This is a genomic window from Streptomyces sp. HUAS MG91, assembly GCF_040529335.1.
GTDB lineage: Bacteria > Actinomycetota > Actinomycetes > Streptomycetales > Streptomycetaceae > Streptomyces > Streptomyces tabacisoli.
Map to the genome: position 1 here is coordinate 5,874,408 of NZ_CP159534.1, position 17,351 is coordinate 5,891,758.

Consider the following 17,351-nt stretch of genomic DNA (forward strand, 5'->3'; position numbering starts at 1 on the left):
CCGGGTTCGCACTCGATGCACATGCATGAATCTCCGGAAGGGCGAGACATGAAGATCGGCATCATCGGCGCGGGCAACATCGGCGGCAACCTGACCCGGCGGTTCACCGCCGCAGGCCACGACGTGCACGTCGCGAACTCGCGCGGCCCGCAGACCCTCACCGGCCTCGCGGACGAGACCGGCGCCACCCCGGCCACCATCGAGGACGCGGTCCGCGACGCACAGGTCGTCGTGGTCACCATCCCGCTGAAGGCGGTCCCGAACCTGCCGAAGGGCCTGCTCGACACGGCGGCGCCCGACGTCACCGTCATCGACACCGGCAACTACTACCCGCAGCAGCGCGACGGGAAGATCGCCGGGATCGAGGACGAGGGCCTGACCGAGAGCCGCTGGACGGAGCGCCAGCTCGGCCACGAGGTCGTCAAGGTCTTCAACGGCACGTACGCGGCCGACATCGTCGACAAGGCCCGCCCCGCCGGCGACCCGGCCCGCGTCGCCCTGCCGATCGCCGGCGACGACACGGCAGCGAAGCAGGTGGTCACCGCGCTCCTCGACGAGATCGGCTTCGACGCCGTCGACGCGGGCGGCCAGGACGAGTCGTGGCGCCAGCAGCCCGGCACCCCGGTCTACGGCCTCGCCGCCGACGCCACCGCCGTCCGCAAGGCACTGGACGAGGCGTCCCCGGAGCGCACCGCGGAGTGGCGCGCCTGAAGACGCACGGCCCTCGACCAGGGGGCGGTGTGACTTGTACGTTTTATGGTCGTTGAGCCGATCATGGAGAGCGCGGAACAGGGAACGCCGGGGCGGGCGGTGCGGCGATGCGCGGCGCGAGCGGGCGATTGGGTGTGCGAGCGCACTGCCGACAAGTACCCCCTCACGAAGGGGTATTGCAGGACTCATTACGTCCAGCAGCGGCATGGCAGACCCTTCACGCCCGCCCGCGCCGGCTCGATGGCCGCTGGGGACAAACTCTGCGCGTTTTCCGGATGTCTGCGGGCGCTCTCCGCGAAGGGCCTGTGCGCGGGCCACTACGCACAGCAGAACGGAGGGCGCCCGCTGACTCCGCTGCGAAGCAAGCGGGACAGCGCCGTCTATCGCGCCATGATCGAGAAGGGGGCGGTGGAGTGTCTGGGCTGCGAGGAGGTCAAGCCTCTGGCCGAGTACTCCAGGCTCAGTGCCAAGGGTGACCCCCGCCCCTACTGCAAGCCGTGCAACTCCGAGCGTGTGCGGTTGCGCAACCACAATGTGACCAAGCAGTTCGTGGAGGAACTGCTCGACTACCAAGGCGGTCGATGTGCGATCTGCGGAATCGAGGCGACGGGTTCCGCAACCCTGCACATTGACCATGATCACGAATGCTGTCCTGGGAGAGGGAGCTGCGGCGGCTGTGTCCGGGCCCTCGTCTGCTCGAACTGCAATACCTACGGCCTCGCCTGGTACGAGGCGCTACCTCGGGAACTGCGCACGTTCGACCTGCTGAATGGCTATCTCGCCCATCCACCGGCACGCCGCTTCCGGCAGCTCTCAGGATCCCTCTGCCCAGGTACGTAGCGTCGCTTTGCTCGAAAAGACGGCCACGTTCTTGTCGTGCGGGCTCGACGTGTACTGGTGGATCGTCCACTTCGCCTTGATGCGCGGCTTCCCAGCCGTCACGTAGTCGGCGATCCACAGCCCGTCACCGGCGTACGACGTCGTGTCCACGTTCAGCCAGAAATCGCGGTTCGTGTACAGCATCACCCGGTTGTTCGGGCGCAGGCGCTTCACCTCGCGGATGAAGTGGTCCTTGTCCGCGTTGCTCGCCCGGGTGCCGTCGCCGGTCGTCTCCCAGTCGACCGCGAGCAGGTCGCCGGCCTTCTCGGGGGCATGGCCCACGAAGTACGCGGCCTGGGCGGCGATGTTCCCCGGCCACAGGAAGTGGTAGAAGCCCACGATGCACTCGCCGTCCCGGGCCAGTTTCGTCTGGGAGGTCAGGCGCGGGTTGACGTAGCTGCGACCTTCCGTCGCCTTGATGAAGACGAACGACTGGCCGTCCGTGTCGAACGTGGACTGGTACGAGCTGACGTCGATGCCGTGGAGCATGTGCGGGCCTCCTGGTCGGTGGGGGCGACGAGGTTGAACTGTCATGGTCCCCGCATGCTCCCCGATCCGAACCCGCCTGCGGGCGGCTTTACGGGGAAGGCGCAGTCTGATGTGGCCGCGCGCAATCTTGGAACACGCTTTACGTGGCCACATGCAACTGAGCCCACCGGAACAGAGGTCTGACAGAAGGCCGGGCCCCGGTTTTGGAGGGCGCGGACCGAGGAGAGTGGGGCAGGACGTGGGACGGCGCAGGGGCAGCGGAATAGGGATCGCGCTCGTGACGGCCGCGGTGCTCGTGGGGACGAGCGCCTGCGGCGGAGGCGGCGGCAACGATCAGGCGGACGGGAAGAACGGCAAGCCGGGGAAGCCGAGCGCGACCGCGAAGCCCTCCCCGACGAAGCCCAAGGGCCCGCCGATGCTGCTGGAGACGATCATGCCGCAGGGCGGCGCCACCGTCGGCGTGGCCATGCCCGTCTCGGTGGTGTTCACCGACCCGGTCGCCGAGAAGGCCCGCGCCTCCGTCGAGAAGCACATGAAGGTCAGCGCCTCGCAGCCGGTGGAGGGCGCCTGGCACTGGTTCGGCGACAAGCGCGCCGACTGGCGCCCGAAGGAGTACTGGCCCTCGGGGACGAAGGTGAAGGTCGTCGCCGACATGGAGGGCGTCAGCAACGGCAACGGGCGCTACGGCACGCACAGCTACACCCACACCTTCAAGATCGGCGACGACGTCCGCGCGGACGTCTCCGTCAGCGGCCACACCATGAAGGTCACCAAGAACAGTTCGACGCTGCGCACCCTGTCCATCAACGCGGGCAGCGCCCAGTACCCGACCTGGAACGGCACGATGGCCGTCATCGACAAGCAGGAGAAGGTCCACATGACCTCCTGCAGCGTCGGTATCAGCTGCGACAAGGGCAGCCCCAACTACTACGACCTCACGCTGCCCTGGGACGTACACCTCACCCAGTCCGGTACGTACGTGCACTACTCCACCGGCGACCCGAACCCGGGCAGCGGCAGTGCCCGCGGCTCGCACGGCTGCGTGCACCTGTCGATGTCCGACGCCAAGTGGTTCTACGGCCAGGTCAAGCAGGGCGACCCGGTGACGATCACCGGCTCGCCGCGCGCCAAGGCCCCGGCCGACAACGGCTACGCGGCCTTCAACCTGAGCTGGGACCAGTGGCTCCAGGGCAGCGGGACCGGCGAGGGGACGACGGCCACCCTGTGACCGCCGCCCCGCACCCGCCTGTCAGCACTCGATGATGTTGACGGCGAGGCCGCCCCTCGCCGTCTCCTTGTACTTCACCGACATGTCCGCACCGGTGTCCCGCATGGTCTTGATGACCTTGTCCAGGGACACCTTGTGCGAGCCGTCGCCGCGCATCGCCATCTTGGCCGCGGTGACCGCCTTCACGGCCGCCATGCCGTTGCGCTCGATGCACGGGATCTGCACCAGACCGCCGACCGGGTCGCAGGTCAGGCCGAGGTTGTGCTCCATGCCGATCTCCGCCGCGTTCTCCACCTGCTCCGGGGAGCCGCCCAGCACCTCGGCCAGCGCGCCCGCCGCCATCGAGCAGGCCGAGCCGACCTCGCCCTGGCAGCCGACCTCGGCGCCGGAGATCGAGGCGTTCTCCTTGAAGAGCATCCCGATCGCCCCGGCGGAGAGCAGGAAGCGGACCACGCCCTCCTCGTCGGCGCCTGGCACGAAGTTGACGTAGTAGTGCAGGACCGCCGGGATGATCCCCGCCGCGCCGTTCGTCGGAGCGGTCACGACGCGCCCGCCCGCCGCGTTCTCCTCGTTCACCGCCATCGCGTACAGGGTGATCCACTCCATGGCGTGCGCCAGCGGATCGCCCTCGGCGCGCAGCTTGCGGGCCGAACTCGCGGCCCGGCGGCGGACCTTGAGGCCGCCCGGCAGGATGCCCTCGCGGGCCATGCCGCGCGAGGTGCACGCCTGCATGACCCGCCAGATCTCCAGCAGGCCCGCGCGGATCTCGTCCTCGGTGCGCCAGGCCTTCTCGTTCTCCAGCATCAGCGCCGGGATGGACAGGCCGGTCTCGTGGGTGAGGCGGAGCAGTTCGTCGCCGGTGCGGAAGGGGTGCTTGAGAACCGTGTCGTCCGGGACGATCGGGTTCTCGCCCGCCACGGCGTCCTCGTCGACGACGAAGCCGCCGCCGACCGAGTAGTACGTCTTGGTGAGCAGCTCCTTGCCCTCGGCGTCGAACGCCCACAGGCTCATGCCGTTCGCGTGGTACGGCAGGGCCTTGCGGCGGTGCAGGATCAGGTCCTCGTCGAAGTCGAAGCCGATCTCGTGCGCGCCGAGCAGCTGAAGGCGGCCCGACTCCTTGATCTCCTCGACGCGCTGGTCGGCGTGCTCGACGTCGACGGTGCGCGGGGAGTCGCCCTCCAGGCCGAGCAGCACCGCCTTCGGGGTGCCGTGCCCGTGGCCGGTGGCGCCCAGGGAGCCGTACAGCTCGGCGCGTATCGAGGCGGTGTGGGCCAGCAGGCCCTCGTTCTTCAGGCGGCGCGCGAACATCCGGGCCGCGCGCATCGGGCCGACCGTGTGGGAGCTGGACGGGCCGATGCCGATCGAGAACAGGTCGAAGACCGAGATGGCCACGGTGGAACTCCAATGGTGGTGGCGGACGACGCTGTCCGCCGGTGTTCGGGACTGACGATGAGGACGTGACACGGGGCACCCTGCTCACTCTCCAGTGTGCGGGGTGCCCCGAAAATTCGTACGTCACAAAGCGTACGGAACGACTACAGGCCGGGGTACAGAGGGTGCTTCTCCGCGAGTGCGGTCACCCGGGCCTTCAGCGCCTCGGCGTCGTAGGACGGCTTCAGGGTCTCGGCGATGATGTCGGCGACCTCGCGGAAGTCGTCGGCACCGAAGCCGCGGGTGGCCAGCGCCGGCGTGCCGATGCGCAGGCCGGAGGTGACCATCGGCGGGCGCGGGTCGTTCGGGACCGCGTTGCGGTTGACCGTGATGCCGACCTCGTGGAGCCGGTCCTCGGCCTGCTGCCCGTCCAACTCGGAGTCGCGCAGGTCGACCAGGACCAGGTGCACGTCGGTGCCGCCGGAGGCCACGTTCACGCCGTGGGCGCGGGCGTCCTCCGAGGTCAGGCGCTCGGCGAGGATCTGCGCGCCCTCGATCGTGCGCTGCTGGCGCTCCTTGAAGCCCTCGCTCGCCGCGACCTTGAAGGAGACGGCCTTGGCCGCGATCACGTGCTCCAGGGGGCCGCCCTGGAAGCCCGGGAAGACCGCCGAGTTCAGCTTCTTCGCGAAGTCCTTGTTGCGGGCGAGGATGATGCCGCCGCGCGGGCCGCCGAGCGTCTTGTGCGTCGTGGAGGTGACGACGTCCGCGTAGGGCACCGGGTTGGGGTGCAGCCCCGCGGCGACCAGGCCGGCGAAGTGCGCCATGTCGACCCAGAGGTACGCCTCGACCTCGTCGGCGATGCGGCGGAACTCGGCGAAGTCCAGCCGGCGCGGGTACGCCGACCAGCCCGCGATGATCACCTTCGGGCGGTGCTCCTTGGCGAGCCGCTCGACCTCGGCCATGTCGACCAGGCCGGCGTCGTCCACGTGGTACGCGACCACGTTGAACTGCTTGCCGGAGAAGTTCAGGCGCATGCCGTGCGTGAGGTGGCCGCCGTGCGCCAGGTCCAGGCCGAGGATCGTGTCGCCGGGCTGGGCGATGGCGAACAGGGCGGCCTGGTTCGCGGAGGCGCCCGAGTGCGGCTGCACGTTCGCGTACTCGGCGCCGAACAGCGCCTTCACGCGGTCGATGGCGATCTGCTCGGTGACGTCGACGTGCTCGCAGCCGCCGTAGTAGCGGCGGCCCGGGTAGCCCTCCGCGTACTTGTTGGTGAGGACCGACCCCTGCGCCTCCATGACGGCGACCGGGGCGAAGTTCTCCGACGCGATCATTTCCAGGGTCGACTGCTGGCGCTTGAGCTCGGCGTCGACCGCGACCGCGACCTCGGGGTCGAGCTCGTGCAGGGACTCGTTCAGTACGGACTTCTTGTCAGTCATGAGGGGGGTCAGCTCCCGGAGAACTCGGTGTACTCGTCGGCGGTGAGCAGGTCGGCGGGCTCCTCGGAGAGGCGGACCTTGAACAGCCAGCCGCCCTCGAAGGGGGCCGAGTTCACGAGCGCCGGGTCGTCCACGACGTCCTGGTTGATCTCGGTCACCTCGCCCGTCACCGGGGAGTACAGGTCGGAGACGGACTTGGTCGACTCCAGCTCGCCGCAGGTCTCGCCCGCGGTGGCGGTGTCGCCGACCTCGGGGAGCTGGACGAAGACGATGTCACCGAGCGCGTTGGCCGCGTGCTCCGTGATGCCGACCGTCGCGACGCCGTCCTCGGTGGCCGACAGCCACTCGTGTTCCTTGCTGTAGCGCAGCTGCTGGGGGTTGCTCATGAGGCGAATTCTCCTGTACGGGGGAGGGTGCCGGTGACGGCGGGGCTGGTGAGGGTCACTTCTGGCGCTGGTGGAAAGATCACTTCTCGCGCTTGTAGAACGGCAGGGCCACGACCTCGTACGGCTCGTGCGTGCCGCGGATGTCGACGCCGACGCCCGCCGTGCCCGGCGCGGCGTGCGACGCGTCGACGTAGGCGATGGCGATCGGCCTGCCGAGCGTCGGCGACGGGGCGCCGGAGGTGATCTCGCCGATCACCTCGCCGCCGGCGACCACGGACATGCCGGCGCGCGGGACGCGGCGGCCCTCGGCGATCAGGCCGACGAGCTTGCGGGGCGGGGCGGTCTCGGCGCGCTCGGCGGCGGCCGCCAGCGCGTCGTGACCGACGAAGTCCTCCCCGTGGGACGTCTTCTCGAACTTCACGACCCGGCCGAGACCGGCGTCGAACGGGGTCAGCTCCGTGGTCAGCTCGTGCCCGTACAGCGGCATGCCCGCCTCCAGGCGCAGCGTGTCCCGGCAGGACAGGCCGCACGGGACCAGGCCGTACTCGGCGCCCGCCCCGGTGAGCGCCTGCCACAGCTTCTCGGCGTCGGCCGGGGCGACGAACAGCTCGAAGCCGTCCTCGCCGGTGTAGCCGGTGCGGGCGATGAGCGCCTCGACGCCCGCGACGGTGCCGGGCAGCCCCGCGTAGTACTTCAGGCCGTCCAGGTCGGCGTCGGTGACGGACTTCACGATGGCGGGGGAGTGCGGGCCCTGCACGGCGATCAGCGCGTACGCGTCCCGGTCGTCGCGCACCTCGGCGTCGAAGCCCGCGGCGCGCTCGGTCAGCGCGTCGAGCACGACCTGCGCGTTGCCCGCGTTCGCGACCACCATGTACTCGGTCTCGCCGAGCCGGTAGACGATCAGGTCGTCGAGGATGCCGCCGTCCTCGCGGCAGATCATCGTGTAGCGGGCGCGGCCGGTGCCGACGGAGCCGATGTTGCCGACGAGCGCGTAGTTGAGCAGGTCCACGGCCTGGGCGCCGGTGACGGTGATCTCGCCCATGTGGGACAGGTCGAAGAGCCCGGCCCTCGTCCGTACGGCGTTGTGCTCGTCGCGCTCGCTGCCGTAGCGCAGGGGCATGTCCCAGCCGGCGAAATCGGTCATCGTGGCGCCGAGCGAACGGTGCAGGGCATCGAGTGCGGTCAGGCGGGAAGGCGTAGGGCTCATTGCTGGTGCTCCAGGGCATGACGGCGAGGGCGAAGGTGTCCTCCCCATCTGTCATCGGAACCTGAGAGGTTCGCCCCGGGGGGCTTGCACCTTGGGTGGGGCCGCCGTACGAGACGGTCGGCCCGCTTTTCAGATGTGCCTCGCCCGCGCGGTTCGGGGCCTGAGAGATTCAAGGGAGGGACTTGCTCCTTCGGCGCCCAGGACAGCGTGTGCCTGGAACTCTCCCGCGCGGATTCAAGCGGCCTGTATGCAGTTGGCGCGCACATCATTGCATGTCCGGGGAACGGGAAAACAGATCGGAGGGCATTACCTACTCTTTACACTTGGTGGGGAGAAGTGGCGTGACCGGAACGGGGAGGACGATCACGGTGCACAAGGAGTTGGCGGGGGCGTACGCGACCACGGCGCCGGCGGTGGCAGGGGTGCGGATTCCCCGGCAGCGCTCGGTACGGGACCTGCGGGGGCGCGGCGGCCGCACCCCGCGCCGGATCGGCTTCGCGGCGGGTGACCTGGTGGTGCTTTCCGGGCTGCCGGGCAGCGGCAAGTCCACGCTGATGCGGCGCGTGGTCACCGTGGTGCGGATCGACTCCCAGGACACCCGGGAGCGGTGGGCGGCCCGGATGCCGCGCTGGATGCCGTACGCGCTCTACCGGCCGCTGGTCCGCGTCGCGCACTACGCGGGCCTGCGCCGCGCCATGCGCTCCGGCGCCAGCGTCGTCGTGCACGACTGCGGCACCCAGGCCTGGGTGCGCCGCTGGGTGACCCGGACGGCCGGGCGGCGCGGCGCGGCCGTGCATCTGATCCTGCTCGACGTGCCGACGGACCTGGCCCTCGAGGGCCAGCGCGACCGCGGCCGGGGCGTGTCGCGGTACGCCTTCGCCCGGCACCGCAGGGCGGTGACCGCCCTGGTCACGTCCACGGAGTCGGGAGATCTCCCGGCCGGCATCGAATCGGCGGTGCTCCTCGACCGCGCGGCCTCCGACGCGCTCGGCGGAATCACGTTCCTGGAACGCTGAGCCGGTGGCGGACTCCCTCCGGCGGTACCGCCGAACGGGTTATCGTCGGCGCGGACCGTATGGCAGGGCCGGAGCAGAGGTTGAAGGCAGCTATGGAGACGCCGGGCATCCCGGAGCAGGGGCACGAGCACTACGCGCAGGGTGAGGGCGGTGCGCACGGCCACCCGCAGCCGCGGCACACCTGGCCGGCGAACGAGCTGGAGGAGGTCCTCTCCGCGGCGCTCGGCCGCCCCGAGGCCGGCGGCCGCATCGTCGAGGTGCTGGGCCGCAGCCACCTGTGGATCCCGCTGCCCAAGGGCGGCGGCCCGGCCAGCCGCGACCTCGATCTGCCGAGCCTGGAGATCGAGGGCCAGGCCTACGTGCCCGTCTTCAGCTCCGAGCACGAGTTCATGCGGGTCACCGGCGGCCGGATGGACTGCACGGTGGCCCCGGCGGTGGAGTTCGCCCGCGGGCTGCCCCCGCAGGTCGGCCTCGCCGTGAACCCGGACGGCACCATCGGCGTCCCGCTGCCGCCCCCGGCCGTCGCCGAGCTGGCCCGCGGCGGCCGCACCCCGCTGGACGGCCCGGCGAGCGGCGGCAGGGTCGTGCTGTCCGAGCCGGACTGGCAGGACGACCCGGTCGACTTCCTGACGGCGGTGCGCGAGGAGTTCGACGCGGCCGGCACCGTCCGCTCGGCGCGCCGCTGCCTCGCGGCCGTGGAGGACGGCGCCCCGTCACTGTTCATCGGCGTGGAGCTCGCCGAGTGGGAGGGCCCGGCGCGGGACGTGCCGCTGGACGCGCTCGGCCGTGCGCTGGGCCGGGTGCCGGTCGGCTGGCCGGTGAATCTCGTCTTCCTCGACGTCACCCAGGACCCGGTCGCCGACTGGCTGCGGACCCGTGTTCGTCCGTTCTACGCACGAGAGGTGTGACACCGTCCGTCAAGTCGGTGTCAGTAACGCCGCTTAAGCTGGTTTCATGACCTGACCGGGCGGTGTCACACCGCCCGGCGCGGGGCGATCGGGCGAAACAGCGGAAACGACAAGAACGCCGACTGGCAGAAGTTCACGAAGGGGCGGTTACGGGTGAGTGCGTCGGGCACGGCCGCGGCCGGACAGGTCGAGCAGATGCTGCGCCAGGTGACTCCCGGGCGCTACGACGCGTACGAAGCGCTGCTCAAGGCGCTCGCCGACCCCGCGGCGGGCCAGGTGTGGATGCTGCTCTGGCACGGCCAGGCCGGCTCCCCCGACGCCCAGTACGGGAACATGGAGGTCGACGGCTTCGGTTACGCCCCCTGTGTCACCTCCGCCCAGGAGCTCTCCGCCTCCGGCTGGTCGCGGGCGTACGAGGTGGTCGGCGGCGTCGACGCGGCCCGCACCCTCTACCCCGACCACTACGGCCTCTGGCTCAACCCGCACGCGCCGGGCGGCGGTGTCGGCATTCCCTGGCTCGACCTGCGCCGGATCGCGGGCGGCCTCGACCGTCAGCCGGCCGGTCCGCTGCGGCTGTCCGAGCCGACGATCGACCTCCCGCAGTTCTACGCGGTCCTCGCGCAGAACGCGCACCGCACGACCGCCGTGCGGGCGCTGCGCCGCGCCTGGGTGCAGCCCGCGCTCGGCGCGCCGTACCTCGCCATCGGCCTCGATGTGTACGACACGTCGCCCGCGTCGGTGGACTCGGTGCGCGCGATGATGCAGCAGTCCGTCTCGGCGGTGCCGGACGGCCTGCCGGTGTCCACGGTCGCGATGTCCGACGAGTACGACCCGGTGGCGATGTGGCTGCGGGCGAACGCCCGGCCGTTCTACGACCGCGAGGCGCACGCCGCTCCCGCCGGGCAGGCCGGTGGGGGCTACGGCTACCCCCCGCCGTACGGTGCGTCGTACTGACCGCTTTTGTCCCCAAACGCCGGACGGGCGGGATGACCCGGCCCGTCCGCCGTCTGCCGCCCGAACCTCAGGTCTTCCTCAACTCCGCGTGTGCAGCGGTCATTTCGGGAAGAGGACGGTTGCGGGAGAGAAACTCCCTCGTGGGGCCAATGTCCGACTCGTCGTCTCTTCTGTCCCAACTGCCCAGTGTTCGCACGCCGTTGACCGTCGTCCGCATAACGGAACCCCCCAGACAGCATCACGTTTAGGCATCCTTTCCCCGTCAAGTCTGGCAACAGATCGCACGCAGGTTGAAGACTCCCGCTCCAAGGGGTTCGGCCTTGTGTACGAGCCCCCCGAGTACGACGGACTGAACCACGCCGCCACCAGCGGCAAGTGCGGGCCGGTCACCGCCGGTTGAGAGGGGTCCCTGCCACGATGACGGCACCATTGCACGACACGACTGCGGAGGCGGAGCCGGTCGCGTCGGTCGACGCTGCCGCGAGCCAGTCAGGCGGCAAGGTCGAAGGACGGTCGCTGAAGCAGATCGCCTGGAACCGCCTCAAGCGGGACAAGGTCGCCCTGGCCGGTGGCATCGTTGTCGTCCTCCTGATCCTGGTCGCGGTCTTCGCCCCGCTCATCGTCGGACTGCTGGGCCATCCGCCCAACGACTTCCACCAGGACAAGCTCGACCCGCTGACGAACCTGCCCACCGGTTCCTTCGGCGGCGTCAGCGGCGACTACCTGTTCGGCGTCGAGCCGAACAAGGGCCGCGACGTCTTCAGCCGCGTCGTCTACGGCGCCCGGATCTCGCTGCTCGTCGCGTTCCTCGCGGCGATCGTCGCCGTCGTGCTCGGCACGGTCTTCGGCGTCGTCGCGGGCTACTTCGGCGGCTGGCTCGACTCGGTCATCAGCCGGGTCATGGACGTGCTGCTCGCCTTCCCGCAGCTGCTCTTCATCATCTCGCTGGTCTCCGTGCTCCCCGACGACATGCTCGGGCTGACCGGCACCGGCGTCCGCGTCGCCATCCTCGTCCTGGTCATCGGCTTCTTCGGCTGGCCCTACGTCGGCCGCATCGTCCGGGGCCAGACGCTCTCGCTGCGCGAGCGCGAGTACGTGGAGGCGGCCCGCTCGCTGGGCGGCGGCAGCCGGCACATCCTGCTGCGCGAACTGCTGCCCAACCTGGTGGCCCCGATCGTCGTCTACATGACGCTGATGATCCCCACCAACATCCTCACCGAGGCCGCCCTCAGCTTCCTCGGCGCGGGTGTGCGCCCGCCGACCGCCTCCTGGGGCGGCATGCTCCGCGACGCGCTCGCGACGTACGAGCACGACCCGATGTTCATGGTCTTCCCCGGCGTCACGATCTTCATCACCGTCCTCGCGTTCAACCTCTTCGGGGACGGGCTGCGTGACGCGCTCGACCCCAAGGGCACCCGCTAGGCACCCAACAGCCCTTCTCCCAAAGGCCCCTGTCGCACCGTCAGGCGGCGCACCCGACTGGTTCCTCGGCGTCTTGCCCGGACCGCGATCTCGGAGGATACGAGAAAATGCCCACAGGTATTCCCAAGCGACGGCTCGCCGCGTGCGCGGCCCTCGTCGTCGGGGCGCTGGCGGCCACCACGGCGTGCGGCGGCGGTGACGGCGACAGCAAGGACGGCGCCAAGGCGCCCGGCTTCAACGCCGCGCTGAACAAGGTCGTCAACGCGTCCACCAAGAAGGGCGGGACGCTGAAGTTCGTCGGCAAGCAGGACTTCGACTCCCTGGACCCGCAGCGGACGTACTACGGCATGACCTGGGACTTCATGCGGTACTACACCCGCACCCTGGTCACCTACGACACCAAGCCGGGCAACGGCTCCAACAAGCTGGTCGGCGACCTCGCCACCGCGCCCGCCACCGTCTCGGACGACGGCAAGACCTACACGTACAAGCTGCGTGACGGCCTGACCTGGGAGGACGGCTCCAAGCTGACCTCCAAGGACGTCAAGTACGGCATCGAGCGCATCTGGGCCACCGACGTCATCACCGGCGGCCCCGGCTACCTGCGCTCCACCCTCGACCCCAAGGGCGAGTACAAGGGCCCGTACAAGGACAAGTCGAAGGACAAGCTGGGCCTGAAGGCGATCGAGACGCCCGACGACCAGACCATCGTCTTCCACCTGCCCAAGGCCAACGGTGACTTCGAGCAGATGCTCGCCATGCCGACCGGCGCCCCGGTGCCGCAGGCGAAGGACACCAAGGAGAAGTACACCCAGAAGCCGGTGTCCTCGGGCCCGTACAAGGTCCAGAGCTACAACGCCGGCAAGAGCCTGACGCTGGTGCGCAACACGGCCTGGAAGAAGGCGTCCGACCCGATCCGCCCGGCCCTGCCGGACAAGATCACGGTCACCATCTCCTCGAACCTGGAGGAGAACGACAAGCGCCTGATGGCCGGCGACTACGACGTCGACGTCAACGGCACCGGCATGACCCAGAGCGGCCGCGTCTCGGCCGTCGAGAAGTACCGGGGCAACGTCGACAACGTCCAGACGTCCTTCGTGCGCTACGTGGCCCTGATCACCGCCACCAAGCCGCTGGACAACGTCGAGTGCCGCAAGGCCGTCTTCTACGGCACCGACTTCGCGAGCATCCAGCAGTCGCGCGGCGGCAAGGTGGCCGGTGGCGAGATCGCCAACTCCACCTTCCCGAAGTCCATCCCGGGCTACAGCGACTACGACCCGTACGGCATCGTCGCCCGCAAGGGCAAGCCGGACGTGGCCAAGGCCAAGGACGCGCTGAAGCAGTGCGGCAAGCCGAGCGGCTTCTCCACCAAGATCTCCGCCCGCAGCAACAACCCGGGTGAGGTCGACGCGGCCGAGGCGCTCCAGGCCTCGCTCGCCAAGGTCGGCATCAAGCTGACGATCGACTCGATTGACGGCGCCCAGGCCTCCTCGATCACCGGTTCGCCGAAGGTCGTCAAGTCCCGTGGCTACGGCATGACGATGAGCGGCTGGGGCCCCGACTTCAACTCCGGCCAGGGGTACGCGCAGCCGCTGTTCGACAGCCGCTTCATCTTCCCGACCGGCAACTACAACGAGTCGCAGATCAAGGACAAGAAGGTCGACAAGTTCTTCGACGACGCGATCGGCACCACTGACCTGAACAAGGCCAAGCAGCTCTACACCGACCTGGACCACGAGATCCTGGACCAGGCCTACTGGATGCCGTTCATCTACGAGAAGAACATCTCGTGGCGCAGCAGCCGCCTGACCAACGTGTACTCGTCCGCCGCCTACAGCGGTCGCTACGACTACGTGATGCTCGGCGTCGGCAACAAGTAGTCGTAGTCCTTCCGGTCGTTGAGCTGATCCCGCTCATGCCGTCGAAACCCGCCAGTCCGAAGGGCAGGTGATGGCCTCGGCGGCGGGGACCCCGAACGGGTCCCCGCCGCTGGGCCGCGCACAGTGCTTGCTTATCTCATCCGGCGCCTGTTCGCCGTCGTCATCATGGTGCTGATCGTGTTGTTCGCGACCTTCACCATCTTCTTCATGCTGCCCAAATGGGCGGGCCAGGACGTCGCCGTCCTCTTCGCCGGCAAGGCCACCAGCCCCGAGGCGCTGGACGGCATCCGCATCAAGCTGGGCCTCAACGACCCGCTGCTCGTGCAGTTCTGGGACTTCGTGAAGGGCATCCCGCTCGGCCGCGACTACACCAACGGCGGCGATGTCACCCACTGTCCCGCTCCCTGCTTCGGGTACTCCTTCCGCACGGAGGTACCCGTGTGGACCACCCTCAAGCAGGACGCGCCCATCACCGGCGCCCTGGCGCTCGGTGCCTGCGTCCTGTGGCTGCTCGGCGGTGTCGCCACCGGTGTCACCTCCGCCCTCAAGCGCGGCACCTTCTGGGACCGCGCCGCGATGACCACCGCCCTCGGCGGCGTCTCGCTCCCCGTCTTCTTCACCGGCATGGTCGCGATGGGCATCTTCGTGCACACCCTGGGCTGGGTGCACATCGCCGACTCGCTGTCCACGGACGACTCGATCGGCACGTGGCTGCAGACGCTGATCCTGCCGTGGATCGTGCTCGCCTTCCTCAACGCCGCGATGTACGCGAGACTCACCCGCGCCACCATGCTGGAGATCCTCGGCGAGGACTACATCCGCACCGCGCGCGCCAAGGGCCTCGGCGAGTCCGCGGTCATCACCCGGCACGCGCTGCGCTCGGCGATGACCCCGATCCTCACCGTCTTCGGTCTCGACCTCGGTGTGCTGCTCGGCGGCGCCGTGCTCACCGAGTCCACGTTCAACCTGCCCGGTCTCGGTCTCGAAGCGGTCCAGGCCATCAGCAACAAGGACCTGCCCGTGATCCTCGGCGTGACGCTGTTCGCGGCCCTCGCGATCGCCGTCGCCAACCTCGTCGTGGACCTTCTGTACGCCGTCATCGACCCGCGAGTGAGGCTGGGATGACCGACCTGCACAAGACCGGAGCGGCGGTCGGCGAACCCGTCACCGCCTCCGGTGCCCCCAGCGCCTTCCTGGAGGTCCGCGACCTCAAGGTGCACTTCCCGACCGACGACGGCCTGGTCAAGTCCGTCGACGGGCTCTCCTTCACCCTGGAGAAGGGCCGCACGCTCGGCATCGTCGGCGAGTCCGGATCGGGCAAGTCCGTCACGTCGCTGGGCATCATGGGCCTGCACACCGCCGGCCAGTACGGCCGGCGCAAGGCGCAGATCAGCGGCGAGATCTGGCTGGACGGCACGGAGCTGCTCTCCGGCGACCAGGACGCCGTCCGCCGGCTGCGCGGCCGCGACATGGCGATGATCTTCCAGGATCCGCTCTCCGCGCTGCACCCGTACTACACGATCGGCAAGCAGATCGTGGAGGCGTACCGGGTCCACCACAACGTGGACAAGAAGACCGCGCGCAAGCGGGCGATCGAGATGCTCGACCGGGTCGGCATCCCGCAGCCCGACAAGCGGGTCGACGCCTACCCGCACGAGTTCTCCGGCGGTATGCGCCAGCGCGCGATGATCGCGATGGCGCTGGTGAACAACCCCGAGCTGCTGATCGCCGACGAGCCGACCACGGCCCTCGACGTGACCGTGCAGGCGCAGATCCTGGACCTGATCCGCGATCTGCAGAAGGAGTTCGGCTCCGCCGTCATCATGATCACGCACGACCTGGGGGTCGTCGCGGAGATGGCCGACGAACTGCTCGTCATGTACGGCGGCCGGTGCGTGGAGCGCGGCAGCGCCACTCAGGTGTTCACCGAGCCCCAGCACCCCTACACCTGGGGCCTGCTGGGCTCGATGCCGCGCATTGACCGGGAGCAGACCGAGCGCCTCATCCCGGTCAAGGGCTCCCCGCCCAGCCTGATCAACCTGCCGTCCGGCTGCGCCTTCAACCCGCGCTGCCCGTACGCGGACATCCCCAAGGACAACATCACCCGTACCGAGCGCCCCGAACTGCGCGAGGTCGGCTCCGGCCACTTCTCCGCCTGCCACATGTCGGGCGAGGAGCGGGAGCGGATCTGGACCGAAGAGATTGCGCCGAAGCTGTGACGGACGCCAAAGGACCCGAGACCGAGATGACGATCCCCCAGCAGGCGGCCGACTCTCCCCAGACCTCCGCGAACGCGGCGCCGGGCGAGCCGCTGCTCAAGGTCGAGAACCTGGTCAAGCACTTCCCGATCAAGAAGGGCCTGCTCAAGCGGCAGGTCGCCGCCGTCCAGGCGGTCGACGGGCTGACCTTCGACGTGCGCGCGGGGGAGACCCTGGGCGTCGTCGGCGAGTCCGGCTGCGGCAAGTCGACGATGGGCCGGCTCATCACGCGGCTGCTCGAACCGACCTCGGGCCGCGTCGAGTTCGAGGGCCAGGACATCACGCACCTCGGCACGGGCGGCATGCGCCCGCTGCGCCGCGATGTGCAGATGATCTTCCAGGACCCGTACTCCTCGCTGAACCCGCGCCACAACATCGGCACGATCGTCGGCACCCCGTTCAAGCTCCAGGGCGTCAAGCCCGAGGGCGGCGTGAAGAAGGCGGTCCAGGAGCTCCTGGAGCGGGTCGGGCTCAACCCAGAGCACTACAACCGCTACCCGCACGAGTTCTCCGGCGGCCAGCGCCAGCGCATCGGCATCGCCCGCGCGCTCGCCCTGCGGCCGAAGCTGGTGGTCGCCGACGAGCCGGTCTCGGCCCTCGACGTCTCCATCCAGGCCCAGGTCGTCAACCTCCTCGACGACCTCCAGGACGAGCTCGGCCTGACGTACGTGATCATCGCGCACGACCTCTCGGTCATCCGGCACGTCTCGGACCGGATCGCGGTGATGTACCTCGGCAAGATCGTGGAGCTGGCGGACCGCGACGACCTCTACTCCACGCCGATGCACCCGTACACCAAGGCGCTGCTGTCCGCGGTGCCGGTGCCGGACCCCAAGCGGCGCGGCGTCAAGAGCGAGCGGATCCTGCTGCGCGGGGACGTGCCGTCGCCGATCGACCCGCCCAAGGGCTGCCGCTTCCACACGCGGTGCTGGAAGGCGACGGAGCTGTGCGCGACGAAGGAGCCGCCGCTGCTCCAGCTCGCTTCCGGCCACCAGGTCGCCTGCCACCACCCGGAGAACGCCCCCGACCAGGCCCCCGAGGACACCAAGCTCCTCTCGGCGGCCAAGGAGGCGATCGACGTGGTGACGGTCCCGGCACCGGCCGACGCCGTCGCCGCCGAGGAGCCCGTCTCGGAGCCGGAGGCCCCGGAGGCAACCCCGGACGCGAGCAAGTAGAGGCCGCCCGCCGCCTTGGGCAATCTGCCGC

General features: G+C 69.6%; 16 protein-coding genes and 1 riboswitch. Of the genes, 11 read left to right on the forward strand and 5 right to left on the reverse strand.

Going from position 1 to position 17,351, the window contains the following annotated elements:
• The first annotated feature begins 21 nt into the window (after positions 1-21).
• Together ABII15_RS26820 and ABII15_RS26825 are read left to right on the forward strand one after the other, a co-directional pair.
• Positions 22-711 carry an NAD(P)-binding domain-containing protein gene (locus ABII15_RS26820; protein WP_353944838.1) on the forward strand — a complete coding sequence of 230 codons (690 nt, stop codon included), beginning with the start codon at positions 22-24 and terminating at the stop codon, positions 709-711.
• A gap of 63 nt (positions 712-774) precedes the next feature.
• Positions 775-1,551, forward strand: a complete 777-nt coding sequence (locus ABII15_RS26825) for an endonuclease domain-containing protein (protein ID WP_353944839.1) — start codon at positions 775-777, stop codon at positions 1,549-1,551.
• Here ABII15_RS26825 and ABII15_RS26830 read toward each other — a convergent pair.
• Complete coding sequence (locus tag ABII15_RS26830) at positions 1,525-2,079, reverse strand: glycoside hydrolase family 25 protein (protein ID WP_353944840.1); 555 nt, start codon at positions 2,077-2,079, stop codon at positions 1,525-1,527. The two genes, ABII15_RS26825 and ABII15_RS26830, sit on opposite strands and share 27 nt — an antisense overlap.
• Before the next feature lie 238 nt (positions 2,080-2,317).
• On the opposite strand from ABII15_RS26830, the gene ABII15_RS26835 reads away from it, so the two are divergent.
• Complete coding sequence (locus ABII15_RS26835) at positions 2,318-3,307, forward strand: L,D-transpeptidase (protein ID WP_353944841.1); 990 nt, start codon at positions 2,318-2,320, stop codon at positions 3,305-3,307.
• 21 nt (positions 3,308-3,328) lie between these two features.
• On the opposite strand, the gene ABII15_RS26840 is transcribed toward ABII15_RS26835, so the two are convergent.
• The 4 genes from ABII15_RS26840 to gcvT all read right to left on the reverse strand — a co-directional run bounded on the left by ABII15_RS26840 (position 3,329) and on the right by gcvT (position 7,707).
• The gene (locus ABII15_RS26840; protein WP_353944842.1) at positions 3,329-4,699 is read right to left on the reverse strand and encodes an L-serine ammonia-lyase; all 1,371 of its coding nucleotides are present in this window, start codon (positions 4,697-4,699) and stop codon (positions 3,329-3,331) included.
• Positions 4,700-4,842: 143 nt separating this feature from the next.
• On the reverse strand, positions 4,843-6,114 hold the full coding sequence (gene glyA, locus ABII15_RS26845) for a serine hydroxymethyltransferase (protein WP_353944843.1): 1,272 nt from the start codon (positions 6,112-6,114) through the stop codon (positions 4,843-4,845).
• An 8-nt stretch (positions 6,115-6,122) separates the two neighbouring features.
• A complete protein-coding gene (gene gcvH, locus ABII15_RS26850) occupies positions 6,123-6,500 on the reverse strand; it encodes a glycine cleavage system protein GcvH (RefSeq protein WP_351459976.1) in 378 nt (125 codons plus the stop codon).
• A 79-nt stretch (positions 6,501-6,579) separates the two neighbouring features.
• Positions 6,580-7,707 (reverse strand): glycine cleavage system aminomethyltransferase GcvT, encoded by a 1,128-nt coding sequence (gene gcvT / locus ABII15_RS26855; protein ID WP_353944844.1) that lies wholly within the window; start codon positions 7,705-7,707, stop codon positions 6,580-6,582.
• A gap of 139 nt (positions 7,708-7,846) precedes the next feature.
• Positions 7,847-7,944, reverse strand: a riboswitch (glycine riboswitch).
• 125 nt (positions 7,945-8,069) lie between these two features.
• Between gcvT and ABII15_RS26860 the strand changes: the two genes are divergently transcribed.
• The 8 genes from ABII15_RS26860 (at position 8,070) to ABII15_RS26895 (ending at position 17,320) form a co-directional block, all read left to right on the forward strand.
• Positions 8,070-8,723, forward strand: a complete 654-nt coding sequence (locus ABII15_RS26860) for an AAA family ATPase (protein WP_353947212.1) — start codon at positions 8,070-8,072, stop codon at positions 8,721-8,723.
• Positions 8,724-8,815: 92 nt separating this feature from the next.
• On the forward strand, positions 8,816-9,631 hold the full coding sequence (locus tag ABII15_RS26865) for an enhanced serine sensitivity protein SseB (protein ID WP_353944845.1): 816 nt from the start codon (positions 8,816-8,818) through the stop codon (positions 9,629-9,631).
• Between the two features lie 153 nt (positions 9,632-9,784).
• Positions 9,785-10,585: an enhanced serine sensitivity protein SseB C-terminal domain-containing protein gene (locus ABII15_RS26870; RefSeq protein ID WP_353944846.1), complete on the forward strand. Its 801-nt coding sequence runs from the start codon at positions 9,785-9,787 to the stop codon at positions 10,583-10,585.
• A 417-nt stretch (positions 10,586-11,002) separates the two neighbouring features.
• Complete coding sequence (locus tag ABII15_RS26875) at positions 11,003-12,007, forward strand: ABC transporter permease (RefSeq protein ID WP_353944847.1); 1,005 nt, start codon at positions 11,003-11,005, stop codon at positions 12,005-12,007.
• Between the two features lie 107 nt (positions 12,008-12,114).
• Positions 12,115-13,887 (forward strand): ABC transporter substrate-binding protein, encoded by a 1,773-nt coding sequence (locus ABII15_RS26880; protein WP_353944848.1) that lies wholly within the window; start codon positions 12,115-12,117, stop codon positions 13,885-13,887.
• Positions 13,888-14,010: 123 nt separating this feature from the next.
• Positions 14,011-15,012, forward strand: coding sequence for an ABC transporter permease (locus tag ABII15_RS26885; RefSeq protein ID WP_353944849.1), 1,002 nt, complete (start codon positions 14,011-14,013; stop codon positions 15,010-15,012).
• Complete coding sequence (locus ABII15_RS26890) at positions 15,009-16,106, forward strand: ABC transporter ATP-binding protein (RefSeq protein WP_353944850.1); 1,098 nt, start codon at positions 15,009-15,011, stop codon at positions 16,104-16,106. The genes ABII15_RS26885 and ABII15_RS26890 overlap by 4 nt, the downstream gene beginning before the upstream one ends.
• A gap of 26 nt (positions 16,107-16,132) precedes the next feature.
• A complete protein-coding gene (locus tag ABII15_RS26895) occupies positions 16,133-17,320 on the forward strand; it encodes a dipeptide ABC transporter ATP-binding protein (protein ID WP_353944851.1) in 1,188 nt (395 codons plus the stop codon).
• The last annotated feature ends 31 nt before the right edge of the window (positions 17,321-17,351 follow it).